Origin of the sequence: Rhizobium grahamii, assembly GCF_009498215.1 — a bacterium.
Classification (GTDB): Bacteria; Pseudomonadota; Alphaproteobacteria; order Rhizobiales; family Rhizobiaceae; genus Rhizobium; species Rhizobium grahamii_A.
The window spans coordinates 1,730,745-1,754,384 of the sequence record NZ_CP043499.1; the positions used below are offsets into that span (position 1 = coordinate 1,730,745).

Consider the following 23,640-nt stretch of genomic DNA (forward strand, 5'->3'; position numbering starts at 1 on the left):
TAAGTGCGATTCTCGACGGCTTCGAGCTCTGGATCGGCGCCAACAGTGGCCAGATGGCATTCCGCCGCCCACGTACCCACTGTTCAGAGGCTAAATGCCGGAGTTTATTGCCGAATTTCGCTCTGTTGACGGCCGTCAACTGAAGTGTGGAAAGACAACGACCGCCATTTCTCGCGTCAGTAGAATCGGCGTTCTATCGGTCTGCCCGTCAGATACCGGCCGCCTTCCCTCCAACGCCCTTGTCAGCCGGAGAGAATCGGCAATAATGACGCCATTTAGCCAATTTCGGCTTTTCTATCGCCATTATGGTCCCGGAGACAATGAACGCGTTTAATCCTCTTCCGTCATTCGAGTTCGATGACAAGATCCTCGCCCAAGGCGCCGAGATCTCGCGCAAGCTCGATCAACTGCGTCTGGAGAACTATCCTCCGAACGCAAAGAAGACCTTGCGTCAATTTTCCGTTGCCGAAGTGGCCCACTATCTGGGGATCACGCCGAGCAACCTCAAGCGCCTTTACCTCGACGGCAAGGGCCCTACCCCGACGACAATGTCCGGCAACCGAAAGTACTACACGGCCGAGCAGATGCTCGAGCTGCGTTTCTTCCTCGACAAGACGGGCAAGAGCGAAGCCAAAAAGTATGTGCCTCACCGGAAGCCCGGCGATAAGCTGCAGGTGATTGCCGTCGTCAACTTCAAGGGCGGTTCCGGCAAGACGACGACCGCCGCACACCTCGCGCAGCATCTGGCACTCACCGGCCATCGCGTGCTTGGCGTCGACCTCGATCCGCAGGCATCCTTTTCGGCGCTTCACGGCTTCCAGCCGGAGCTCGACAAGAACCCGTCTCTTTATGATGCGATCCGCTATGACAACGATCGCGTGCCGTTGGAGAAGGTCATCCTGCCAACCAATTTCCCGGGGCTCGATATCATCCCGGCAAATCTCGAGTTGCAGGAATACGAGTACGACACGCCGCTTGCGATGCAGGCCGGCAATGAAGGCCGACGCTTCTACACGCGGTTCGGCAAGGCTCTCGAGGATGTCGATAGCCGCTACGATGTCGTCATCGTCGACTGCCCTCCGCAGCTCGGCTATCTGACGCTCACCGCCATGACGGCGGCGACTTCGGTTCTGATCACTGTGCATCCGCAGATGCTCGATCTGATGTCGATGTCGCAATTCCTGCTGATGCTTGGAAATATCACCAAGACGATCAAGAAGGCCGGCGCCAACGTGCGCATGGACTGGCTGCGTTATCTCATCACACGTTTCGAACCTTCAGATGTGCCGCAGGTGCAGATGCTCGGATTCATGCAGTCGATGCTGGCCGAAGAGATCCTCAAGAGCCCGATGGTGAAGACGACGGCCATTTCCGATGCCGGCCTCACCAAGCGGACTCTCTACGAATTGGACCGGTCGAATTTCACCCGCGAGACCTACGATCGAGCGATCGATTGCATGGATGCGGTGAATTTCGAGATCCAGGGCCTGATTCACAAGGCATGGGGACGGTCATGATGTTGTTGACTGCCGTCAACAAGACCGAAAAGCGACGGTTGTTCAGTAAGATAGAGGTATCTGGAGGCTTGATTCATGGCTCGTAAGAACCCGTTTGAAAACGTCATGAGCGAGGGACCGGCTGAAAACACCAGAAACGTCCTTGATTACGCCATGAGAGGCGCATCAAAGTCGATCTTGAGCTCGATAGGCGAGATGGCCGATCGAGCCGATCGCCTATTGGAAGGTGAGACAGTTGTCGATCTCGATCCGGACCTGATCGAAGTCTCGTTTATCCGTGACCGCCTGGAAGATGACAACGCTGAGTTCGATGAACTGCTGAACGCGATCCGTGATCGTGGCCAGGACAGTCCGATCTTGGTCCGACCACACCCGAAGACCTCCGGACGGTACATGGTCGTTTTCGGCCATCGTCGTCTCAGGGTCGCCAAGGCGCTTGGCCGCAAGATCCGGGCTGTTGTCAAAGAGGTCAGCGACGTCGATCACGTCGTTGCACAAGGCCAGGAAAACTCCGCGCGCTCGAACCTCTCCTTCCTGGAGAAGGCGATGTTCGCCAATGAGATTGCCCGTCGCCACTTCGACAACGACTATGCCGTGGTCATGTCCGCGCTTTCGCTGGACAAGGCAACGCTCTCCAAGATGCTGTCCGTCGCCAGCCTCCCGCCGGCGATCGTCAATGCCATGGGTGCGGCCAAGGGAATTGGCCGCGATCGCTGGTATGAGCTGAAGACGCTTCTGGAGAAGCCGGCGAAGCTCGATGCCGCAATCGAGTTCGTTCAATCGCAGGCGTTCTTACAGCTTCCCGCAGGCGAGCGGTTCAACGTGCTCGTCGGTAATATCAAGGCTGCGGGACGTCCTGAAAAGCAGAGGTCGCTTCACACCAGCAAATGGTCGTCCGACGACAAGCAAGTCGTTGCCGATGCCAAGAGCGACGGCCGCACATTTACCCTTGCGCTAAAGGCGAAGGATGCCATCGGATTCGGGGAGTTTCTTTCCGAGAGTTTGGCTGATCTCTACAGCGCGTACAGAAACCGAAAGGTCCAAGGAGAATAACCCGCAAAAGAAAAAGGCCCCCTTAACGTTGCCGTCGCGGAAGCCTTCCTCAGATTTCTAGCAAGATCGAGAATCGCATTTCCACGAATCACAGTCAAGCGTCTTTGGCACCGTTTCGGTGAGCAATTTTCTTTTGCCTCTATGTAGGTGAAGAAAAATGGATAGCGCATATGTAACGACGCCTTTCGGGCGGCGACCGATGACGCTTGGCATGTTGGCAAATCAACATCAGGCCGAGACAAGCGTTGCCGGTGTGACCCGTAATAAGTGGAAACTCTTTCGCTCGGTGTGCGAAGCTCGAACGACGCTTGGCGTGACAGATCGCGCCCTGACGGTTCTCGACGCCCTGCTTTCCTTCTACCCCAAGGATGAGCTTTCGTCCGGGGCAGGTCTTGTGGTGTTTCCATCAAACAACCAGCTGTCGCTGCGGGCGAGGGGGATGACACCATCCACCCTGCGGCGCCATCTGGCCATGCTGATCGAAGCGGGTCTGATCTTGCGAAAGGACAGCCCAAACGGAAAGCGCTACGCCCGTCGCGACCGGGAAGGCGAGATCGATCAAGCTTACGGTTTCAGCCTGGCTCCGCTGCTTGCAAAAGCCGAACAGATCGAGGCCACCGCTGCGCATGTTGCACACGAGCGGTACTTGCTGCGTGTGAGCAAGGAGAGGCTCACGGTTTGCCGCCGTGACGTTGCCAAACTGATTACGACTGCTCTTAATGAAAATCTTCCCGGCGACTGGGAGACGCTGCAAACCCGGTTTGACACCATCGTCGGCCAAATCCCGCGTGTCGCCAATGCCAATCGTCTGGACGCCATTCTCGTCGCGATGAACGATCTGCGGAATGCTGTGGTCAACCAATTGGAAACACACGTAAATGCACAAGATATGCGCGCCAATGAGTCTCAAAATGAGCGCCACATACAGGATTCACATCCTGAATCCCATTTTGAACTTGAACGTAACTCGGAAAACATCAGCGAAGTTGGGAATGATGAACGGGGCGGCAGATCATTGGCCGGAGCGCCGCATCAAGCCTCGTTCACCCAATTGCCGGCACAAGCGGGAACCACAGAACTCACACCACCCGTGAAATCGCTAGCCTTAGGCCAAGTTCTGCAGGCTTGCCCTCAAATCGCAGCATACGGACCAAGGGGCATGATCCGGAGCTGGACGGACCTTGTCTCAGCAACCAGCCTTGTTCGTACGATGCTTGGCATCAGTCCCTCCGCCGGAAACGACGCCTGCAATGCCATGGGGCAACAGAACCTTGCTATCGTCGTCGCCTGCCTCCTTGAGAAGGCGGAAACGATCAATTCACCTGGAGGCTATCTCCGCGATCTGACAAAGCGTGCACAGCAAGGAAAATTCTCGGTCGGTCCGATGCTAATGGCTCTCTTGCGCGCACCGGCGATAAACGGGGAAAGGGTAGGCATGTCCCAACGTGTTTCATAGGGGTGGGTGGAGCAATGCGCTTTCGCAAGAAGTAAAGAAACCGTCGGCATGACATGCAGCCTCCTTCGGTGCCATCTGGCGAAAATTAGACCGAAATGCTAAGAGATCACTCAGCTGAAGTCCTCGATACGGGGCTGATTCGCAGCCTCGACGGTCGAGGTAGTCGAATTTCAATTAGTTGAAAATGAACGGTAAATTTTCCATACGGAAACCAAACCGCACATTACTTCCGCAACTTCGGATGAGGTACGGAGCGTACCGTCATCGACGAAGAGTGGTTAGCCTAATTTCGATGGCATTGCTTACAGCAAGGCGAACACAGGACCATTTCGACTAACCAGAGGCGGCAACGTCGACGGCGAACGAGAGTAGGTTCACCTCGTCACTGAAGATATCAAGCATCCGAAGCATATCGCGCCGTGCGTCCTCGATCATCTCGGCATTACGGGGATGACGACCGAAACTGCCGAGCGCGCGCAGGAGATTGTTCATCGCGACGCAGAGCCCCGGAAGACACTCGACGACATACACACATGGCAGACGTGGATCCAACGTCTCGGTGACGAGACCGTACATCGTCCGTGGTAGCGTGCCTGCCGTTTTCACGTCACATGTTTTGATTTGTCCGCGAAGGTCGGACAGCTTGTGAAGCACAGCGTTCATGGTCGTACTCTCGTAGGTGAATGGGGAGAGGGGTACGATTGCCCGGCATCGTTGACGGCAACGCCGGGCAATCACCGTTTCCGCGAGGGGGCACGGAAGCGGTAGCCAGCGTCAGCCACGAAGGACTGGTGGTGAGATAAACGCGTGAAGTGCGGGCAGCTCGAGCGCATTCAGGAACAGCGTTCTGGACGCCGAGCGGTTCTGATCTGGCGAGGCAAGGTTATGGGCCAACCCGGGTGTGGTCGCGAGGCTGAATGATATCGACACGGTCATCGCCAGCATTTTCGTTCTAAGCATCGAAGCTCCTTTCCGGATGGATGGAATCGGTCTAAGCACGAAGCGTGATCATCCCGTGGCCGCTGTGTTTCAAAAGATTTCTATCTCGCAAGAAATTGTAATCGCTGCAGTCCGCCATCGGTATACTCAGTGCCTGCGGCACGGTTTGCCGCAAGCGCTGCCGATAGCGTTAGGTCTCACGACCTGAACGCCGGAATTGTCAGTCGCGTGCCAGTGCCGCGACGGGATCAAGCCGCGAAGCGTTGCGGGCAGGCAGAAAGCCGAATGTCAGACCGATGAGGCATGAGCAGAGCACAGCGAGCGCAATCGTGGTCGTCGAGTAGACGAGCGAAAAGCCAGACGCGAGATTGTTGAAGACCACGCCGAAGCCCAGCGCCGTCAGGACACCTGCTATCCCGCCCAACAGGCAAACGAGAACTGCTTCGATCAGGAACTGGCGCAGAATGTCCTGTCTTCTTGCGCCGACCGCCATGCGGACACCGATCTCCGAGATTCGCTCGGATACCGAGACGAGCATGATGTTCATGACCCCGATCCCTCCGACGACCAGTGAAATCACGGCAATTGCCGAAACGAGCAGCGTCAGTGTTCCCGCCGTGCTCGTGATCGTCTTGCGGATGTCATCGGTGTTGAGGATGAAGAAGTCCTTCTTGCCGTGACGTTGCTGGAGGAAATCGGCCACCGCCGTTTCGGCCACGGCGCTCTCAGCGTTGTCGGCAACTCTAACCGTAATGCTGCGCAACGACATGTCACCGAGAAATCGTGTCTGGACGCTCGTGTAGGGCAAAAAGAACGACAGATTGTCACTTCCGCCAAATCCGCCTTGTTGAGCGCTGATCACACCGATGATGCGGACGGGAACGGCGTTTAACAGAACCACTTTTCCCACCGCCAGCATCGGATCATCGAAAAGAGCGTTTGCCGCGTTTGTGTCGATGACTGCATCCTGGGTCATGCCGCTAACACTCGTCTCATCGAAGAAACGACCGGAAATCAGCTTCGAGCCTTTGGCTGAGAAATACTGCGCACCCACGCCGTTGATCAGTGCATTGGCCTCGGTCGCGCCAAACCGCGCGGTACCTGAAGTCGATACGGTCGGCGTAACCGCAGCGACATAGGACAACTGGGAAAGCGCCTTTGCGTCGGCGACCCGAAGTGTTTTGACGCGGCCGGATCTCGTGTCACCAAAGCCGCTGCCTGGAAACACCTCAAGCGTATTGGTCCCAAGGCTGCTGATATTCTCAAGCACGCGACGCTGCGAGCCCTCTCCGAGGGCAACAACGCAGATCACCGAGGCGATGCCGATGATGATGCCGAGCATCGTCAGGAATGTCCGCAATCGATGGGCTGCGAGCGAACGAAGTGCCATCGTTGTCGCCTCGAGAAGCTGATCGATGACGACGCGCAGCCCGGCCGCGTTCGCCGGCTTCTTCGGCAAGGCTTTTTGTGTCTCTTGATCTCGCGTCCGTCGATCGGCAACGATCCGACCGTCGGCAATCTCGATTATCCTGTCGGCGCGGGACGCGACGGACATGTCGTGCGTGACGATCACAACGGTACGTCCCTCATGGTGGAGCTCCGCGAGGATGCGCAGCACCTCTTCTCCGCTGTCGCGATCAAGTGCGCCCGTCGGCTCGTCGGCGAGGATGATATCTCCGCCGTTGATCAGGGCACGGGCGATCGACACACGTTGCTGCTGGCCGCCGGATAGCTGTCCGGGACGATGGCTGAGGCGGGCACCCATGCCGAGCCGCTGCAAGAGGGATTCTGCTCGATCGCGCCGGACGGCCGGTGAATGGCCAGCGTAAATCGCCGGCATCTCGACGTTGGCAAGAGCAGTCAGATCACTGAGGAGTTGGTAGCGCTGGAAGATGAAGCCGAGATGTTCGCGCCGCAGTCTCGATCGTGCGTCGTTGTCGAGAAGCGTGACGTCTTCCCCGTCAATTGCATAGCTTCCGGTTGTCGACCTGTCGAGAAGGCCGAGAATATTCATCAGCGTTGACTTGCCGGACCCCGAAGGGCCGACGATCGCAACCATCTCGCCGCGTTCGATCGTCAGGTCGATGTCCTTGAGGACGGTGAGGCTTTCTTCTCCGGAGGGATAGATCCGGGTGACGCCGCGAAGTTCGATCAATGGTGCCATCCTTTAAAGCCCCATGGGCGGTGGCGGTCCACCGGCGCTGCTCGATGTCTTCTCGGTGTTGGCCGCCTGGCCGATGACGACGGTGCTGCCTTCCGTGAGACCGGAGAGAACCTCGACGTTGACGTTGTCGCCCAGGCCGACCTGGATGTGGCTTATTGAGACCTTACCGTCAGATGTCACGGTTTCGACGGTGTACCCGCCCTTGCTGTCTGTCTTCAGAGCCGCTGCCGGAATGGTGACGACATCACGCTTCGACGCCAGAACGATGTGGACTTCCGCGGACATGTATGTCCGGAAGTGACCGTCGGCATTGGGAACATCGAAGATCCCGTTGTAGTAGATCGCGGACGAGCTCGACGACGATGACGAGGAACTGCTCGAGCTGGTCGTTGACGAAGAAACGCTGCTGTCGCTGGTGATGCTTTCAGGTGCGGGCTCGATTGCGCGCAGCGTTGCTTCGTTGCGCACTCCCGGCTCGCCCATGATCGAGAAATAGACCTGCTGTCCCGGCGCCACCTTCACAATGTCGGCTTCCGAGATCTCTGCTCGCACCGTCATCGTGGAAAGCTGGCCGAGAACGATGATGGTCGGTGCCGTCTGCGTCGCGTTGACCGTCTGCCCTTCCTGATTGACGATCGCCAGCACCGTCCCGTCCATCGGCGCAGTAATGCGGGTATAGCCGAGATTTGCCTTGGCAGTCTCGACGGCGACTTCGGCTTCGACGATCTGCGCATCGAGCGCGGCGATCTGCGCGCGCGTCTTGTTGACTGACGTCTCGGCGCTGTCGAGGTCGGCTTTCGCGCCTGCCTGGTTGGCATAGATGTTCTTTTGTCGAGCCAGCGTTATTTCCGCATTGGCGAGTTCCGCTTCCGTTTCCTGTCGCTGGGCCTCCACGTTGGCCAGAGACGCTTCGGCTGTCTTCAGCTCGTTTTTCTGTGTCGTCGAATCGATCTCCGCGACCAGCGATCCCTGCGTTATCTCTTCACCAAGCCGGACGGCGAGGTGGGTGATGCGGCCGGAAACCTGTGCGCCAACAGCCACAAGTTTGGACGGCTTGAATGTTCCGGTGGCAAGCACTGTTTGCTCGATGTCTCCGCGAGACGCCACCGCAGTCAGCAGCCCCTGCGTTTGCGCAGGCGCGCGTTGCCAGGCGAAGATTGCTATTGCCAGGGCGGCGCAGCCTGTGAGGATGGCGCCAAACCTCTTTGTCTTCAGTTTCATCGTTCTTTCTCTTGGAAATCAGGCGCCGTTCGGCTTCGTCGTGGCAAGATGTGGTCCTTCGCGGCGATCGATGACCGCCGGCGTGTCGACATCGACAGCAGCATCCCAACCGCCACCCAAGGCCTTGTTAAGTGCGATGTAGTAGGTGGCGACGTCGGATTTGCTTTCGATGAAGTTTTCTTCCGCCGAGTAAAGCGAACGCTCGGCGTCAAGCACGTTGAGGAAATTCGTGGCGCCGGTCTCGTTCAGAGACCTCGATAGCCTCGCTGCCGTTCGATAGCCCTCGACCGAGACCGAGAGCTTTGTCTTCTTCAGGCGCGATTGATTGAGGGCGACGATCGAATTCTCGATATCTTCCATCGCCGAGAGCACGGCGGACTGGTAGGCGACGAAATACTGGTCGCGTTCCGCCTTTGCCGCATCCACCGCAGCTTTCAGCTGGCCGCCCTGGAAGAGGGGAATGTTGACGGTCGGCCCGAATGACCACCCGATCGTCGAGGCCTTTGCCAGGCTCGATAGATCGGTTGCCGAGCTGGAAATGCTGCCCGTCAGGCTAATGGAAGGATATCTATTGGCTTCGCTTTGGCCAATCTTGGCAGTGTACTGGGCAAGCCGGCGTTCAGCCAGACGAACATCCGGCCGGTTGACGAGAATGTCGGCCGGTATTCCGATCGTGGCGGGTCCTCGGGGGAGGGGATCGCGACCTTCTTCGAAAGGCGGGCTTCGATGGCATCGGGCGACTTGCCGAGAAGGACGCCAAGCCGGTGGACCATCTGTGCGTAGGAAATCCGGTATGCCGGCACATCCGCTTCGGTCGACGCCGCCTGCGCATCGGCCTTTGCGGCATCCATCCCCGTCGCCTCTCCCGCCTCGAACTGCCGACGGGTCAGGGCGGCTGTCTGGCGTTGGGATTTGGCCGAGCGCTCCGCAAGATCAATCAGCGACTGATACTCTCTGGCCTGAACATAGTACGACGAGACGTCGCCGATGAGCGTGACGAGCGTGTCGCGCAGATCCTCTCTTGCCGCGTCCTCGCTATAGCGTGCCGCTTCAAGCGCGCGCCGGTTGGCGCCGAACAAATCAAGCTCCCAACTTGCATCGAAGCCGGCCTCATACTGCCAAGAGGTTGTCACGACGTCGTTGGATGTCGAGCGACTGCGGGTCGTTGACGACGAACCGGACGCTGTCGGCAGAAGCGCGCCTGCCTGTTCTCTAGTCTCCGCGCGGGCCTGGCGCAGCTTTGCCTTTGCTGCTGCAACGTCGAGATTGCTTGCGACCGCCTCTTCAACGAGATCGTCCAGCAAGGGATCGTTGAGATTTTTCCACCAACTGATCAGTTCTGGCGGCCGTTTCTCATCGGCTTTCTTTGTCTTGCTGAAGGAAGCGGGAACGACAAGCTGCGGTCCCTGGTAGTCCGGTCCGACCACGCATCCGGTCAGGGCCGTCGTCAACAGGAGTGCGCCGCAGAGTTGGAGCGCCCGGGACCGAGCTGCACCACGCAAAAGATCGTTTCGAAACCTGTGCATTATTGATTCCATATTATCGGTGGGCCGGAGAGCAGCGACGCGACGTTGTGCGTTGCGTAAAATGCTCGCGAGACGAGATCGGCGGGAGCTCAGTAGCGGCCGAGGTGGGCGTGTTCATGAGAACCGCTCTAGCCACAGAGTTTGTCCGGGCTTGCGCCTGAATGTTTCCGAAGAGGTCCGGCTGCGGGAAATTTGTAAACGAATGTTGCTGTCGGCCCGACGGCAATGAAATGTTACAAATCTGTTTGGCACGACGTCGACAGGAGCGTTATTCGCAAGGTCGAAGAGGCTAGCACGATGAATACGACGGAACACATACTGATCGTTGATGACGACCGCGAGATCCGCACCCTGCTCTCCCGTTACCTGGAGGGACAGGGATTGCGCGTCTCCGTTGCCGCCGATCGGCGTGAATGCGAAGCGGTGCTGGCAAGCACCCAGCCGGACCTGATCGTGCTCGATGTCATGCTTCCGGATGGATCGGGTCTCGATATCTGCCGCGACCTCCGCGACAGAAGACCGCCTGTCGCGGTCATTCTTCTCACCGCCCTGAAGGAGGACGTCGATCGCATCATAGGGCTTGAACTTGGCGCTGACGATTATCTCAGCAAGCCGTTCAACCCGCGTGAACTGCTGGCACGTATCAAGGCGGTCTTGAGACGGATGGGATCGACGGAGCCACTCAGTCCGCAAGCGAAAATCTACAACTTTGCGGAATTTGAGGTGGACCCCGATCTTCGTCGCGTTCTTCGGGACGATGGGCAAGAGGTGGAGTTGACGGGCGCGGAGTTCGATTTGCTGAAGGTGTTTCTCGAGCGCCCCGGTCGCCTCCTGTCTCGTGATCAGCTTCTGGACGTCACGCAGGGCCGAAGCAGGGATCCTCTCGACCGATCGATCGATGTGCTGGTCAGCCGGCTTCGGCGAAAGCTGGGTGACAGCATGTCGGGGCCACTATTCAAGACGGTTCGAAACGGCGGATATCAGCTGTCAGTTCCTGTAAGATTGACGACGTCAGACCGATGAACTCACTTCGAAATCGAATTGTTGGTCTCCTTATCCTGGCGATCGTCACCGTTGTGGCGCTTGCGACCTTCGTCGCGAGCCGGGTCCTTCAACCGCCTAGTGCGGAAATGACCGTCGCCGCGACTGTCGCGCAGCTCCGCATTTCCAGAGAACTCGTCAGTCATAGCCGCGACGATGCAGTGCGTGCGGGTGTCGTGTTGAAAAACGCTCCCCCATCGGGGAGGCGGGACGATCGGCTGTCCGAGGCACTGGACCGTGCCCTCAAGAAGGACGGGATCGATGCCGAAGGGTTTGTCACCATGCCCTCCGGAAAAGACGACGGGTCGACGGCGGCCATCAAGCTGGCAGAGGGCGAATGGCTATTCGCGGCCCTTCCAAACCACGGCCCGCCGCCGGATGGCTGGCTTGTTCTTGGCGGCTGGATGACGCTTATCATCCTCGGGAGCACAGCGGTTTCTATCTTCGCGGCTTCGAAGATCATCGGCCCGCTGGAATTGCTGCAAAGTGCGGCCGGGCGGATAGGAACGGACGGCGTGCTGCCCTACATACCCGAGACCGGTGCCGGTGAGGTTCGCGCAACCGCGCAGGCGCTGAACCGCCTGTCGGCGAGGCTACGATCCGCGATGGAAAGCCGGATGCGCCTTGTTGCCGCTGCCGGCCACGACCTGAGAACACCGATGACGCGGATGCGGCTTCGCGCGGAATTTGTCACCGACGATGACGAACGCGAGAAGTGGCTCTCGGATCTCGAAGAGCTCGATGCAATCGCCGACAGTGCGATCCGTCTCGTACGCGAAGAGGTAGCTTCTCCGGGCGTGACCGAGACGGTTCACTTGAATGAGCTAGTCGCGGATATCGTGACGGAGTTACAGCAACTGGGCTTCAAGGCCGAGACGACAGGGCTTGACGAGACGGTTGCGCGCGGGGCGCCTCTTGCCCTCAAGAGGGCCGTCCGAAATCTTGTCATCAACGCAGCGACGCATGGCGGCGGAGCCAGCGTCAGCGTTCGGAACCGAGACGGCAAGGCTGTCATCGTCATCTCGGACAACGGGCCGGGAATTCCGCCCGATCGTCTGGGTCAGATCTTCGAGCCTTTCTTCCGGGTCGACAGTGCCAGACGGAAGACGTTGCCAGGAGCGGGGCTTGGACTCGCAATTGCCAAGGAGATCGTCGAGCGATTTGGCGGTACGATCGAGGTAGCAAACAGCAATCCTTCGGGTCTCGTTCAAACAGTGAAATTAGATCTTCACTAGGGATCGTTGCTGCAGATACGCGCCTATTTAACGTACTGTTAACCATGATATTGTCTATTTCCACCCCGCAATATGATGTTGCGGGGTGATTTGATTTATGAATTCTGTTCGATGCGCGGCTCTGCGCCTCCCTTTACTTTTGATCTCTTCCTTTTATTGCCTCCCCGGAACGGCCTCTGCCGCCTCGCTGTCGTGGACGGGCGCTGTTGACGATGACTGGGCCAATTCTGGAAACTGGTCTCCATCGTCATCGACGCCGGGTGCGTCCGATTCCGTTCTGATCGATCAATCGGTTCTGCAGACCGTGATGGTGAATGCGAGCGCGAGTGCCGACGATTTGACCGTCGGCTCGCAGCAAAGCGGATCGCTCAAGATAGTCCAAAGCTTCGATACGTTCTCGACAATCCTCGGACTGAGTGCGGGTTCCAGCGGAACGGTCGAGATCTCGGGCGCCACGGGGCTCTGGACAAATACCGGATCGCTGACGATCGGCGATGCCGGCACAGGTTACCTGCTGGTGGATGCCGGTGGCCAATATGTCGGAACCGGCGCCGTCTACCTCGGGCTCGATTCACAAGGCATTGGAACCCTTAGCATTACCGGCGGATCGTCATCAGCCTCGATCGCCGACGAGCTTTTCGTCGGTTACGCGGGCGGCGGGGCTCTGGAGGTTACAGCCGCAGCAACGTTGGAGACTGCGGACGCAACGATCGCCTATCGCCTGGGCTCCTCGGGTGAAGTGTCGTTGTCGGGCGCGGGAAGTCTCTGGACTATCAACGGCGACCTAACCGTCGGATCTGCCGGCGACGGTACTCTGACGATCTCGACGGGCGCGGAACTCATCACCGAAAACGCCACGATCGGTGCTGAGGCAAGTTCGGAAAGCTCCGTTGTGATCTCCGGGCTCGGCTCGAGTTGGATCAGTGATGGGCTTCTCACGGTGGGCGCTGATGGCACAGGAAGTTTGTCGATCTACTCCGGTGCGGAAGTATCGAGTGTATCAGCGGCGATCGGCTTAAGCGGGGACGGGAGTGTAACTGTCGGCGGATCCGGATCGCTCTGGGAAGCCGGTGCGCTGCTGCTCGGCGGAGATCGGAACACGACCTCGGGCGGGACGGGAACTCTCGACATCGGCGCCGGCGGGCAGGTCGAGAGCACGTCCGCGTCTGTTGGGGACGGCCTCGGAGGCACCGGCTCGGTTACCGTCGATGGATCGGGATCCCTCTGGGATGTCGACACCACATTGACGATCGGTGGACTGGGGGAGGGTAGCCTCTCGATCAGCAATGCCGCAAATGTCGACGCGCAAAGTCTTGTCCTCGGAGAAGGCGCGGATTCCAGTGGTTCCGTCGTCATCGCGGGTGCGGGAAGCACTCTCCAGGTGAACGGAGATTCCGCAATTGGCGTGTTGGGCAGCGGCGATCTGAAGGTCGTTGCCGGCGGTGTTTTCTCGACCGACAATGCCTACCTCGCAAGCAACTCCGACAGCGAGGGCACGGCGCTCGTCAGTGGCGACGGCTCTTGGTGGGATGTTGGGAACGAATTGGCTCTCGGCGGAGCGACCGGCGCTTCCGCAGCTCTGTCTGTAAGTGCCGGCGGGCTTTTGACGAGTTCGACCGCAATCATCGGTCTGGCGGGCGGCTCTACCGGATCGGTGGTCGTAACCGGGAACCAGTCGAGCTGGTACAATTCAAATGACATCGTTGTAGCGGATGCCGGTAACGGGGAACTCGATGTCATTCTCGGCGGAACGGTCACGTCCCAGAACGGCGTCGTTGGCAATCTCGCCGGCAGTGTGGGTACTGTGTTTGTAAGTGGCGATGGTTCGCTTTTCGCGATCTCGGACGACTTATACGTCGGCAATGGCGGCACTGGGACGGTGACGGTCTCCGGCGGGGCAACCTTGTCGGCAAGCGATCTCTATATCGCCGCGCTGTCCGGCTCTGTCGGCACGGTCAATATCGGCGCCGCGCTTGGCCAGACTGCAGGTGGTTCGGCCAGCCTCGATGTCGATGCGATCCACTTCGGCGATGGCGCCGGATCATTGGTGTTCAATTTCGGAGGGGCAGAAGAAACAATCGATGCCTCGATCGACGGGACAGGTGAGATCTATGTGGCCGCAGGGTCGGTGCGCCTGACCGGTGATGCAAGTGGGTTTGACGGCACGACGACGGTGTCCGGGGGAAGCCTTTATGTGGATAGCATCCTCTCCGGTTCGCTTGTCGTCAACGGCTATGGCACGCTCGCCGGAACCGGCACCGTCGGCACAACGGTTCTGGAGTCCGGTGCCACGATATCGCCCGGGGACGATGGCGTTGGGACACTTAGCGTCGATGGCGACCTGACGTTCGAGAGCGGTTCGACCTATCAGGTCGATGCGGATCAGACCCAGAGTGATAGCATCGAAGTCAGCGGCGCGACTACCATCAATGGCGGCACGCTCTCCCTGATCGGTAGCCATCTCAGTGCGTTCCAGTCCTATACCATCCTCACCGCATCCGGAGGCGTCTCCGGCGCGTTCGATAATATCAGCTCCGATTACGCCTTCGTCGATGCCGTGCTGGACTATACAAGCAGCGATATCTCCCTCAAGCTCGAGCGCAACAATGTCGCCTTCTCCGATGTTGCCACGACGAGAAATCAGGCGGCCGTCGCCGCCAGCTTGGAGAGCCTCGGCGTCTCGAACAATCTCTACGATGCAGTAAGCGTTCTCAGTGCCGGGGAAGCCCGCAGCGCCTTCGGGCAACTTGGTGGCGCCCTTCATGCGAGCCTGACGACGTCGAGCTTCGACAACAGCCGGTTCCTACGAGACGCCGGCTTGGGACGCTTGAGGGCGATGGATAGCGGTGCGCTTGCCAAAGACGCGCAGGACAACCTTGTGTTGGCCTACGACACTGCTGCCTCACAGGATGCGCCAGGCGTGCGCGCAATCAATGATATGGTCGCCAAACAGGATCAAAGTCCGATTTCGGTCTGGTCCCAGGCCTACGGCGGTTGGTCGAGATTGGGTGGCTCCGGAACGGATGATCAGGACATCTCGGCGCGATCGGGCGGTCTTGTCGTCGGTGCGGATACGAGCCTTGCGGATACCGGCGTTACACTTGGAGCTTTGGTCGCTTACGGTCGGAGCGCATTCGATCAGACGTCGGCCTCGGCCAGCAGTGACGACTACAGCGTCGGCGTCTACGCCGGCAGCAAGGTCGGGCATCTGGCGTTTCGCACGGGCGCGCTCTACACGGCGCAAGATCTGGCAACCGAAAGAACGGTCGCGTTCAGCGGTTACTCGAACCAATTGACGTCAAGCTATTGGAGCCAAGCGGCGCAGGTGTTTGGCGAGGTAGGTTACGGCCTGGAAGTCGACTCGCTGAAATTGGAACCGTTTGCCAATCTTGCGTACGTCAACGTACGAACGGACGGATTTTCCGAAACGGGCGGTGACGCTGCGCTCTCAAGCGGAGGATCGCAATCGTCGGTGACATATACGACGCTCGGAATGCACGCGGACACTGCGCTGGCGCTATCAGGCTTCGACGCCGCGCTGTACGGCACGCTCGCCTGGCGCTATGCCAGCGGTGATCTGGACCCGACTGAAACGCTCGCCTTCAGCAGCGGATCGGCATTCACGAGCGCAGGTGTTCCCTTGTCACGCAATACCGCGATCATCGAAGCGGGTGTCAACATCGCGCTTTCGCAGGCTATGTCACTCGACGTAAGCTACACCGGTGCTCTCGGCGGATCAGACAGCAGCCAAATGGTCAGGGGAACGTTGAAGGCGCGCTTCTGATGTACGGTGCGACGAGTGGGCCGCCGTTGCCGGGCGCCTATTCCTCTTCCCCAGGCATCAGGCCATCGAAGACCTCAAGCATGGCCTCGGCAATTGCAACGCCGAGCGCATTTCCCGCGTCGGCAATTGCGCTCTCGTCCATGTCACGGGCGGCGATTGCAAGATTGCCGCCCTGCTCGGCGACGATTGCCTGTGCTCTTTCGATCGCCCACTGGGCGAAGTCGTTGCGGTTCTCGATGGTGACGGTTTCCGTGTCCATATAATTATTTCCTTGTTCACGAATTCTTCAGGAGTCGGCGGCAGTATCATTTTCGCGCGGTAAGTTGTGCGTACGCGCTGCCTCTCCTACCAAAAGTAGTTAACCTGCATAGCAGGGTGCCGACAGGGCACGCGCGCTCCGGCAGCGCCGCGAGCGGACCGGTCTCGAATTTCACAAACATAGTCGCTTCGCAAGCATCAAGTGGAAACGTCGCCACCATTTGAATGCGAAGGCTTACGATTCAGAAAACGCAGTCAGCCGCTTAGGGTAACTGTACACCACCTATTTCTTGGTGCTTGTCAGCATGCTTGCGTGGGTTCTATATGCTGGCATTGCAGCAATGCTGCATTTACCAGCGTAGGGAGGGCGTTGGTTAGATCTCAATCCCCCAGGGTGCCGAGATACGTCGGACCTTCGGCCGACGCGGCGCTCATTCGACCGAGGACCCGCGCCGTGCACATCGCATCGATCTCAAGCGTGTTCAAATTTTCCAGCTGTCTCGGTCAGAAACCAGAACGGAGTTGGAAACATCCATGACCAATCCAAATCAACACCTGTCATTTCTTTCAAAAGCCTGGCTTGGCCTGCTCGGCGTGGTCTTGATCCTCGCGGGTCTTTTCCTGGCCGTCGGCGGCGCCAAGCTCGTTACCTTGGGCGGCAGCCTCTATTTCCTGTTGAGCGGAGCCGCGATCGTTGTCTCGGGACTGCTGATTGTCATGCGCAGGCCCGCAGGCGCGCTTCTTTTTGGCCTCGTGGTGCTGCTGACGGTCGCATGGGCGATTTGGGATGCAGGCCTTGAATTCTGGCCGCTGATCTCGCGTCTGCTTGCGTTCGGTGTCGGTGGCGTGGTCATCGCTATTTCTAACCCGCTTCTTCGCAAGGCGCGCGGTCTTGCTCCGGCTTACCTATCCTCGTTCGCCGTCGCGGCAGTTCTCGCAATTATCTCCGGCATCGCTTTCGTCGGTATGTTTATGCCGCATCCAACGATCGTCCTCTCGGGCGCGCCGTCTCCGTTGGTTCCGGTCGACCCGGCAAAGGAGCAGAAAAACTGGGAAGCCTATGGCAACACGTCAGGCGGTAGCCGGTTCGTCGCCCTCGACCAGATAACCCGTGACAATATCAGTGGCCTGAAGGTTGCCTGGACATATCGAACCGGCGATACGCCGCTTAGCCCTGATGGCAACGGCGCGGAAGATCAGGATACGCCGCTGCAGGTCGGCGATCGCGTCTTCCTTTGCACTCCGCATAACAATGTCATTGCGATTGACGCCGATACCGGCAAGGAAATCTGGAAGAACGAGATCAATGCCAAGTCTTCCGTATGGATGCGGTGCCGCGGTCTTGCCTATTTCGACGCGACACGTGCGCTCGAACAGCCGACCCTTCCGGGCTCGACACCGGTCACATCCGTGGCCGTGGCAGACGGTGCGCTGTGCCAGCGTCGCATTTTGATGAACACGATCACCGCCGAGCTGATCGCGCTCGACGCGGACACGGGGGCATTTTGCCCTGACTTCGGCAACAACGGCCGAGTCAGTCTCAAGATCGGTCTCGGAGATGCACCGGACCCACAATATGTGCTGACCTCGGCGCCGACGCTTGCCGGCACGACGGTGGTCGTTGGTGGTCGCATTGCCGACAACGTTCAGGTCGACATGCCGGGTGGCGTCATGCGCGGTTTCGATGTCATCACCGGCGAATTGCGCTGGGCTTTCGACCCTGGCAATCCCGACATCACGAAATTGCCACCAGAAGGAAAGACCTACACCCGGTCGACGCCGAATGTGTGGGCTTCCATGTCCTATGATCCGGCATCGAACACGGTCTTCATGCCCGTCGGCAGCCCGTCTGTCGACCTCTACGGTGTGACGCGCACGGCGCTCGACCACAAGTACGGCGCCTCCATGCTTGCGCTCGATGCGACCACCGGTCGGGAGAAGTGGGTCTATCAGACCGTCCACAATGATCTTTGGGATTTCGACGTCCCGATGCAGCCGAGCTTCATCGATTTTTCGAATGAAGATGGGACGACGACACCAGCTCTGGTCTTCGGCACAAAGGCCGGACAGCTCTACGTTCTCGACCGCGCCACGGGCAAGCCGCTGACGAAGGTCGGGGACGTCGCCGTGAAGCCGGGCAAGGTTCCAAACGAGCCCTATGCCCCGACGCAACCGAGATCCCTCGGTATGCCGCAGATCGGTGCCGAGACGCTGACTGAATCCGACATGTGGGGCGCAACGCCGTTCGATCAGCTGCTATGCCGTATAGCGTTCAAGGGAATGCGCTATGACGGTCTTTATACGGTACCGGACACCGATCTGTCCCTGAGCTTCCCTGGCTCGCTCGGTGGAATGAACTGGGGCGGCTTGTCTACGGATCCGACGACCGGAACGATCTTCGCCAACGATATGAGGCTCGGCCTCTGGATCCAGATGGTCGAGGCTGCACCGAGCGATGCGGTCAGCAGCGGCGGCGAAGCTGTGAATACCGGTATGGGCGTCGTGCCGATGAAGGGCACGCCGTATGCGGTCAACAAGAACCGCTTCTTGTCGGCCCTCGGAATCCCCTGCCAGAAGCCGCCATTCGGCAGCCTCACGGCAATCGACATGAAGACGCGCCAGATCAAGTGGCAGGTTCCCGTCGGTACGGTGCAGGATACCGGGCCTTTTGGCATCAAGATGGGGCTGCCGATCCCGATCGGCATGCCAACGCTCGGCGGCACGCTGGCAACGCAGGGCGGCCTGATCTTCATCGCCGGCACCCAGGATTACTATCTGCGCGCGTTTGACAGCTCGACCGGTAAGGAAGTCTGGAAGGCAAGGCTGCCGGTCGGTAGCCAGGGTGGCCCGATTTCGTACAAGTCGCCGAAGACAGGCAAGCAGTATATTGTGATATCCGCCGGTGGAGCGCGTCAGTCGCCCGACCGCGGCGATTATGTCATCGCCTACGCGCTGCCTTGAATAGAAATGCCGGTCCCGCAAGGGGCCGGCTACCTTATTGTGCCGGGTGAGGCTGGCCGAGAAGATAGAAGTAAGCCCACGCCGCAACGAAGAAGGCGACGACTGCCAACGCTACCAGGAGCTTGGTGGGGCGAGGCTTACGAGGTGGCTTCTGCTTTCGAAATGGAATGACATTGTCGTTCATGCGCGTCTGCTATGCCCTCGTCACCTGATGATTCTGACTAAAGCTTTGCCACAGACGAAAAAGGCGCTCAACCCTTTCGGGGAGCGCCTTTTCTTTCCCGGACAGCAAACGCCGCAACCTTGAGGGTTGACACTGCAGGCCGTCGATACGGGTGGTGAGCGCTAAATGGCACCGCCCTTTGTTAAAATCAAGTGCTGCCGACAAAAAATTGCTTGGGAACGATCGACACCGTGGAAAGTCGTCTCGGCCTAGTGAGGGCGGTCGCGTCCCAAGTTGCAGATGTCCTCTTCGGTGATCCAGATATCGCCATCGAAGGCGAGTTCACCGCGTTCGAATTTCAGGCTGGCGACCTTCTCGAAAACCGACATCTGAGCTGCCGGAAATGTTGCCGAGCGCTCGTCCATGCCGTCCATTGCGTCTTCAGTTATATGAACAGCCTTGTGAGCGTTGCCGGCGTCCATGACGATAATGGCCTGGCGCCCGATCATTTTGATTTTTCCAGGTATAGCCACGAGTGGCATCTTCGTCTCCTCGGAAACGTCTGCCAATTCATCGTCGCACGACGTGCTGGCAACCTTCTGATTCTACAACGCCGGCGCGGAATTTCGCAGCGGCGCCTCCTTGGGAAAAAGTCTTATCGAGGCTAGGCCGTCATAGTTAACAGAAGGTTAACGCCCTTATCCGAAAGGGTGATTGCTCGACCGAGAGGTGAAGGAATTGAGAGGCGGCTAACCGCCCACGAAAAGGCCGGCCATTTTGGATGGCCGGCCCGAACGGAGCTGTGGTAGCTGGTGAAGTTCGTTCTCTTAGGCGGCTTTTGCGTCGCGGTTGAGAGGAATTTCGACGTCGATCTCGAGGATCGACATATGCTCGTCGCGATCGATCTTGACGTGAACGCGGTCGTTGTCGAGCTCGACGTGTTTGGCGATGACGGCGAGAATTTCCTCGCGCAGCACCGAAACCAGATCGGAGCTGGCCGAGACACGCTCATGAGCCAAGAGGACTTGCAGGCGCTCTCGCGCTGCCGGCGCTGTTCGCTGCTTGTTGAAAAGCTTGAAGATGCTCATGCGGCGGCCCTCCGACCGAAGATCTTGCCGAAGATGCCGCGCTTTTCGCCCGGGATCGTGACGGGGAGGTCTTCGCCTGTCAGCCGGCGCGCTGCCTCGAAATAGGCAAGTGCCGGAGCGCTGCGGCTGTCGGCAAGCGTCACCGGTGCGCCAATGTTGGAAGCGCGCAGCACGTCGGTGCTCTCGGGCACGATGCCGAGCAGCGGGATCGACAGGATCTCGAGCACATCGTCGACCTTGAGCATGTCACCGCGTTCGGCGCGCGTCGTGTCGTATCGCGTGAGAAGCAGGTGCTTTTCCATCCGCTCGCCGCGTTCCGCCTTGACCGTCTTGGAATCGAGCAGGCCGATGATGCGGTCGGAATCGCGCACGGAAGAGACTTCAGGATTGGTAACGACCACGGCGACGTCGGCATGGCGCATGGCAAGCGTGGCGCCCCGTTCGATGCCGGCCGGGCTGTCGCAGATGATCCAGTCGAAGTGGCGCCTCAGATCGTTGATGACCCGCTCGACCCCCTCGGGCGTCAGGTTGTCCTTATCACGCGTCTGCGAGGCGGGCAGCAGGAACAGCGTTTCCAGGCGCTTGTCGCGGATCAGCGCCTGCGACAGCTTGGCGTCGCCCTGGATCACGTTGACAAGGTCGTAGACGACGCGGCGTTCGGCCCCCATGACGAGGTCGAGGTTGCGGAGGCCAACGTCGAAATCGACGACGACGACCTTCTGGTTCCGCTGAGCCAGAGCTGCCCCGAGCGCGGCGGTGGAGGTTGTCTTGCCCACTCCGCCTTTACCCGAGGTGACGACGATGACTTTCCCCATCTTACTCTCCTGTTTTCCGGCCGTGCCTCGGCTCAGATAAGTTTCTCTGCTCTGATCGCATCGCCCTCGAGCCAAAGCTGAACAGAGTGTCCATGCAGCTCGGGAGCCATGTCTTCGGCTGTTTTGTAGATCCCATCGATGGCCACCAGCTCGGCCTCGAGTTTGCGGCAAAAGATACGCGCCGATGCATTTCCAAGCGAACCGGCCATGACGCGGCCACGCAGCGTTCCATAGATATGAACCGAGCCACCGGCGACGATCTCCGAGCCGGACGCGACCGATCCGATGATCGTCACATCCCCTTCCGGGAAGATGACCGACTGGCCGGATCGCACGGGTTCGTGGATCACGATCGACTGTAGGGTCGGCCGGCTTTCAGCCTGGACGGGCGCTGCTTCAGGCGCCGCCGCGGTTGCCTCCTGATTCGGCAGATCGAAGTCGGAAATCGGTTTGCCACCCTTGAGCGCCGGCGGCATACCCGGACCGAGGACCGATGGCCTCCCACCCTCGATTCCCATGATCGAGACGTTGCGGGCCGCCAGTTCGGAAATCAGTTCCTTCAACTGTTTCCGATCGATGGGCAGGTCCGTCACATCGAGAACGACAGGGCGTCCGAGGAAGAAACCCGCGGATCGGGCAGCCAAGTCGTCCAGGCGAACCAACCAATCATCGAAGGGAAGGTCCGGAGACAGCATGACCGCCAGGAAAGAGCGGCCCTTGATACGGATCGAGCGAGCGTCTGTTAGCACTTTGGTCATCTAGGTTAAGAAATCGTTGATCCGATTTAGTGCCGATTTGGTTAACAAAAGGTAAACGCCGGTCCCGCGCGACCTCAGATTTACGAAATTGTTAACCATTCGAGGCTGAGCGGAGAGATCGGGGAACAATGCGCAAAGCCATGGGTTGTCTCAACGTTACCAAAGCAAAATGAGGAGAAAACCGCTATGCGTCGTTACATTCTGTTGGCATCCGCGCTAACCCTTGGTCTTGCCGGTTCGGCCTATGCTCAGTCCAACATGGACGCGGGCCCGACAAACAGCGGCTCGGTGAGCCCCAGCTATTCGTCGGATTATACAAGCGGCGATAACGGCACGCATCCGATCGTTGTTTCGCCAGGTGTGGATCCCACGACCACCCAGAGCATCGTAACCGAGCCTAAGACGCTCGATTGCCCGGGCATGCCGCAGCAGCGCACTGGCGTTGACACACGTGGTGGCGAAAGTGGCGCATCGATCAGTGACGCCTGCCGGGAATACGACAACTGATCTCGTTCAATTGACTGGCACTGCACAGGCGGTGCCAGTCCTCTTCCGCGATGCCCTCCAACATTACTGCCTTAGCTGCTCTGCCTCTGCAGAAGGGTAAATCTCGTATCGATGACCGTTGGGGTAGCCCGCCCGGTTTCGTTTATCCGATCAAGAATCAGGCGAGCGGCTTCCGTGCCGATAAGATCGCCTGGCGGCCTGATCGTCGTCAGGGCGGGATTGCACGCCGCACTGAAGCTGAGATCGCCGAAGCCGATCACCGACAAGCGCTCCGGAATCTGTACGCCGATCCTTTGGCACTCGAAGATGACGCCCAGCGCGATGTGGTCGTTCGAGCAGGCGACGGCATCGATGTCAGGGTATTTTCTGATCGCCTCCGCGAGCAGCATGGCACCGATCGCGGCATTGGCCGGAGCCGGATGCTGGACGATTTCGGCGCTGACACCAGCAGTCTCACGGGCTGTCTTAAGAAAGCCATCAGCACGCAACGTCGCTCTGCGGTCTTCCTGCAGGCGCGCGCCCAGGAACAGCAGACGCTTTCGGCCTCGCTGGACAAGATGCGTTGCGGCGGTACTGCCGACCTGTTCGTGATAGAAGCCCACCGCCATGTCGATCGGCTCGCCTCCCAACTCCCATAGCTCAAGGACCGGCACATTGCCGTCCTTCAAGAGCCGGCGGGTCGTCGCGCTGTGCGATAGGCCGGTCAAGACGACCGCTGCCGGTTTCCAGGACAGCGCCATCTTGACGAGGTTCTCTTCCTCGCGCTCGCTATACTCCGAATGCCCCAGCATGACCTGAAGGCGCTCCTTGCCGAGCTCGGCCTGCATGGTCGCGACCGTTTCAGCGAAGAATGCGTTTCGAACGGACGGCACGATAACGCTAACTGCGCGTGAGGACGCGGCAGCCAGCCCGCCGGCCATGAGATTGGGGACATATTTGAGCGCATCGATTGCCTCCGCGATGGCGCGGCTTGCCGTGGCAGAAACGGCGTCGGGCTTGCGCAGATAGAGCGATACGGTTGACGGCGATACTTGAGCCCGCTCGGCCACGTCCATCATCGTCACGCTCTGCATCTTGCGGCGGTGCCGCTTTGTCGCTTCCATGGCTTGCCTCATTTCGCAGCGCTGCAAAGTTCGGTGATGATAGGCGGTGAA

At 59.1% G+C, this 23,640-nt stretch carries 20 protein-coding genes; 8 read left to right on the forward strand and 12 right to left on the reverse strand.

Annotated elements, in window-relative coordinates:
• Positions 1 to 320 precede the first annotated feature (320 nt).
• The 3 genes from repA to repC all read left to right on the forward strand — a co-directional run bounded on the left by repA (position 321) and on the right by repC (position 4,026).
• Positions 321 to 1,517 carry a plasmid partitioning protein RepA gene (gene repA, locus FZ934_RS26660; RefSeq protein WP_153273779.1) on the forward strand — a complete coding sequence of 399 codons (1,197 nt, stop codon included), beginning with the start codon at positions 321 to 323 and terminating at the stop codon, positions 1,515 to 1,517.
• 75 nt (positions 1,518 to 1,592) lie between these two features.
• Positions 1,593 to 2,570, forward strand: a complete 978-nt coding sequence (gene repB, locus FZ934_RS26665; protein ID WP_153273780.1) for a plasmid partitioning protein RepB — start codon at positions 1,593 to 1,595, stop codon at positions 2,568 to 2,570.
• Positions 2,571 to 2,727: 157 nt separating this feature from the next.
• Positions 2,728 to 4,026, forward strand: a complete 1,299-nt coding sequence (repC, locus tag FZ934_RS26670) for a plasmid replication protein RepC (protein WP_153273781.1) — start codon at positions 2,728 to 2,730, stop codon at positions 4,024 to 4,026.
• Positions 4,027 to 4,359: 333 nt separating this feature from the next.
• Here repC and FZ934_RS26675 read toward each other — a convergent pair whose 3' ends face one another.
• The 6 genes from FZ934_RS26675 to FZ934_RS28350 all read right to left on the reverse strand — a co-directional run bounded on the left by FZ934_RS26675 (position 4,360) and on the right by FZ934_RS28350 (position 9,876).
• Positions 4,360 to 4,689 (reverse strand): hypothetical protein, encoded by a 330-nt coding sequence (locus FZ934_RS26675; RefSeq protein ID WP_153273782.1) that lies wholly within the window; start codon positions 4,687 to 4,689, stop codon positions 4,360 to 4,362.
• Positions 4,690 to 4,800: 111 nt separating this feature from the next.
• Positions 4,801 to 4,986 (reverse strand): hypothetical protein, encoded by a 186-nt coding sequence (locus tag FZ934_RS26680; RefSeq protein WP_153273783.1) that lies wholly within the window; start codon positions 4,984 to 4,986, stop codon positions 4,801 to 4,803.
• A 199-nt stretch (positions 4,987 to 5,185) separates the two neighbouring features.
• The gene (locus tag FZ934_RS26685; protein ID WP_153273784.1) at positions 5,186 to 7,129 is read right to left on the reverse strand and encodes a MacB family efflux pump subunit; all 1,944 of its coding nucleotides are present in this window, start codon (positions 7,127 to 7,129) and stop codon (positions 5,186 to 5,188) included.
• Positions 7,130 to 7,132: 3 nt separating this feature from the next.
• Entirely contained in the window at positions 7,133 to 8,350 is a 1,218-nt protein-coding gene (locus tag FZ934_RS26690; RefSeq protein ID WP_153273785.1) for an efflux RND transporter periplasmic adaptor subunit, read from the reverse strand.
• Positions 8,351 to 8,368: 18 nt separating this feature from the next.
• The gene (locus tag FZ934_RS28345) at positions 8,369 to 9,016 is read right to left on the reverse strand and encodes a TolC family protein (protein WP_348649125.1); all 648 of its coding nucleotides are present in this window, start codon (positions 9,014 to 9,016) and stop codon (positions 8,369 to 8,371) included.
• Positions 8,899 to 9,876, reverse strand: a complete 978-nt coding sequence (locus tag FZ934_RS28350) for a TolC family protein (RefSeq protein WP_246737962.1) — start codon at positions 9,874 to 9,876, stop codon at positions 8,899 to 8,901. The genes FZ934_RS28345 and FZ934_RS28350 overlap by 118 nt, the downstream gene beginning before the upstream one ends.
• Positions 9,877 to 10,173: 297 nt before the next feature.
• Between FZ934_RS28350 and FZ934_RS26700 the strand changes: the two genes are divergently transcribed.
• The 3 genes from FZ934_RS26700 to FZ934_RS26710 all read left to right on the forward strand — a co-directional run bounded on the left by FZ934_RS26700 (position 10,174) and on the right by FZ934_RS26710 (position 15,936).
• Positions 10,174 to 10,899 carry a response regulator gene (locus FZ934_RS26700; protein WP_153273786.1) on the forward strand — a complete coding sequence of 242 codons (726 nt, stop codon included), beginning with the start codon at positions 10,174 to 10,176 and terminating at the stop codon, positions 10,897 to 10,899.
• Complete coding sequence (locus FZ934_RS26705) at positions 10,896 to 12,152, forward strand: ATP-binding protein (protein WP_153273787.1); 1,257 nt, start codon at positions 10,896 to 10,898, stop codon at positions 12,150 to 12,152. The genes FZ934_RS26700 and FZ934_RS26705 overlap by 4 nt, the downstream gene beginning before the upstream one ends.
• A 307-nt stretch (positions 12,153 to 12,459) precedes the next feature.
• Complete coding sequence (locus FZ934_RS26710; RefSeq protein WP_194273840.1) at positions 12,460 to 15,936, forward strand: autotransporter domain-containing protein; 3,477 nt, start codon at positions 12,460 to 12,462, stop codon at positions 15,934 to 15,936.
• Positions 15,937 to 15,973: 37 nt separating this feature from the next.
• Here FZ934_RS26710 and FZ934_RS26715 read toward each other — a convergent pair whose 3' ends face one another.
• Positions 15,974 to 16,195, reverse strand: coding sequence for a hypothetical protein (locus tag FZ934_RS26715; RefSeq protein ID WP_153273789.1), 222 nt, complete (start codon positions 16,193 to 16,195; stop codon positions 15,974 to 15,976).
• Between the two features lie 533 nt (positions 16,196 to 16,728).
• On the opposite strand from FZ934_RS26715, the gene FZ934_RS26720 reads away from it, so the two are divergent.
• Positions 16,729 to 19,155, forward strand: a complete 2,427-nt coding sequence (locus tag FZ934_RS26720; RefSeq protein WP_194273841.1) for a glucose/quinate/shikimate family membrane-bound PQQ-dependent dehydrogenase — start codon at positions 16,729 to 16,731, stop codon at positions 19,153 to 19,155.
• A 432-nt stretch (positions 19,156 to 19,587) separates the two neighbouring features.
• Here FZ934_RS26720 and FZ934_RS26725 read toward each other — a convergent pair whose 3' ends face one another.
• From FZ934_RS26725 to minC, 4 genes are all read right to left on the reverse strand, one after another.
• The gene (locus tag FZ934_RS26725) at positions 19,588 to 19,827 is read right to left on the reverse strand and encodes a hypothetical protein (RefSeq protein WP_153273790.1); all 240 of its coding nucleotides are present in this window, start codon (positions 19,825 to 19,827) and stop codon (positions 19,588 to 19,590) included.
• 318 nt (positions 19,828 to 20,145) lie between these two features.
• A complete protein-coding gene (minE, locus tag FZ934_RS26730; RefSeq protein ID WP_153273791.1) occupies positions 20,146 to 20,406 on the reverse strand; it encodes a cell division topological specificity factor MinE in 261 nt (86 codons plus the stop codon).
• Positions 20,403 to 21,221, reverse strand: coding sequence for a septum site-determining protein MinD (gene minD / locus FZ934_RS26735; RefSeq protein ID WP_113362436.1), 819 nt, complete (start codon positions 21,219 to 21,221; stop codon positions 20,403 to 20,405). Before minD ends, minE begins: the two co-directional genes overlap by 4 nt.
• Before the next feature lie 32 nt (positions 21,222 to 21,253).
• Positions 21,254 to 21,979, reverse strand: coding sequence for a septum site-determining protein MinC (gene minC / locus FZ934_RS26740; protein ID WP_153273792.1), 726 nt, complete (start codon positions 21,977 to 21,979; stop codon positions 21,254 to 21,256).
• Positions 21,980 to 22,165: 186 nt separating this feature from the next.
• Between minC and FZ934_RS26745 the strand changes: the two genes are divergently transcribed.
• Entirely contained in the window at positions 22,166 to 22,486 is a 321-nt protein-coding gene (locus FZ934_RS26745) for a hypothetical protein (protein ID WP_153273793.1), read from the forward strand.
• A gap of 71 nt (positions 22,487 to 22,557) precedes the next feature.
• On the opposite strand, the gene FZ934_RS26750 is transcribed toward FZ934_RS26745, so the two are convergent.
• Entirely contained in the window at positions 22,558 to 23,589 is a 1,032-nt protein-coding gene (locus FZ934_RS26750; RefSeq protein WP_246737963.1) for a LacI family DNA-binding transcriptional regulator, read from the reverse strand.
• Between the last annotated feature and the right edge of the window lie 51 nt (positions 23,590 to 23,640).

What these genes read in the sequence shown, in the direction of transcription:
- FZ934_RS26745 (WP_153273793.1), top strand. Translation starts at nt 22,166, where the DNA reads ATGCGTCGTTACATTCTGTTGGCATCCGCGCTAACCCTTGGTCTTGCC.
- FZ934_RS26715 (WP_153273789.1), bottom strand. Translation starts at nt 16,195, where the DNA reads ATGGACACGGAAACCGTCACCATCGAGAACCGCAACGACTTCGCCCAG.
- minE (WP_153273791.1), bottom strand. Translation starts at nt 20,406, where the DNA reads ATGAGCATCTTCAAGCTTTTCAACAAGCAGCGAACAGCGCCGGCAGCG.
- FZ934_RS26720 (WP_194273841.1), top strand. Translation starts at nt 16,729, where the DNA reads ATGACCAATCCAAATCAACACCTGTCATTTCTTTCAAAAGCCTGGCTT.
- FZ934_RS26705 (WP_153273787.1), top strand. Translation starts at nt 10,896, where the DNA reads ATGAACTCACTTCGAAATCGAATTGTTGGTCTCCTTATCCTGGCGATC.
- repA (WP_153273779.1), top strand. Translation starts at nt 321, where the DNA reads ATGAACGCGTTTAATCCTCTTCCGTCATTCGAGTTCGATGACAAGATC.
- FZ934_RS26685 (WP_153273784.1), bottom strand. Translation starts at nt 7,129, where the DNA reads ATGGCACCATTGATCGAACTTCGCGGCGTCACCCGGATCTATCCCTCC.
- FZ934_RS28350 (WP_246737962.1), bottom strand. Translation starts at nt 9,876, where the DNA reads ATGCACAGGTTTCGAAACGATCTTTTGCGTGGTGCAGCTCGGTCCCGG.
- repB (WP_153273780.1), top strand. Translation starts at nt 1,593, where the DNA reads ATGGCTCGTAAGAACCCGTTTGAAAACGTCATGAGCGAGGGACCGGCT.
- FZ934_RS26700 (WP_153273786.1), top strand. Translation starts at nt 10,174, where the DNA reads ATGAATACGACGGAACACATACTGATCGTTGATGACGACCGCGAGATC.
- FZ934_RS26710 (WP_194273840.1), top strand. Translation starts at nt 12,460, where the DNA reads ATGGTGAATGCGAGCGCGAGTGCCGACGATTTGACCGTCGGCTCGCAG.
- FZ934_RS26725 (WP_153273790.1), bottom strand. Translation starts at nt 19,827, where the DNA reads ATGATCGGGCGCCAGGCCATTATCGTCATGGACGCCGGCAACGCTCAC.
- FZ934_RS26675 (WP_153273782.1), bottom strand. Translation starts at nt 4,689, where the DNA reads ATGAACGCTGTGCTTCACAAGCTGTCCGACCTTCGCGGACAAATCAAA.
- FZ934_RS26690 (WP_153273785.1), bottom strand. Translation starts at nt 8,350, where the DNA reads ATGAAACTGAAGACAAAGAGGTTTGGCGCCATCCTCACAGGCTGCGCC.
- minD (WP_113362436.1), bottom strand. Translation starts at nt 21,221, where the DNA reads ATGGGGAAAGTCATCGTCGTCACCTCGGGTAAAGGCGGAGTGGGCAAG.
- minC (WP_153273792.1), bottom strand. Translation starts at nt 21,979, where the DNA reads ATGACCAAAGTGCTAACAGACGCTCGCTCGATCCGTATCAAGGGCCGC.
- FZ934_RS26750 (WP_246737963.1), bottom strand. Translation starts at nt 23,589, where the DNA reads ATGGAAGCGACAAAGCGGCACCGCCGCAAGATGCAGAGCGTGACGATG.
- FZ934_RS26680 (WP_153273783.1), bottom strand. Translation starts at nt 4,986, where the DNA reads ATGCTTAGAACGAAAATGCTGGCGATGACCGTGTCGATATCATTCAGC.
- repC (WP_153273781.1), top strand. Translation starts at nt 2,728, where the DNA reads ATGGATAGCGCATATGTAACGACGCCTTTCGGGCGGCGACCGATGACG.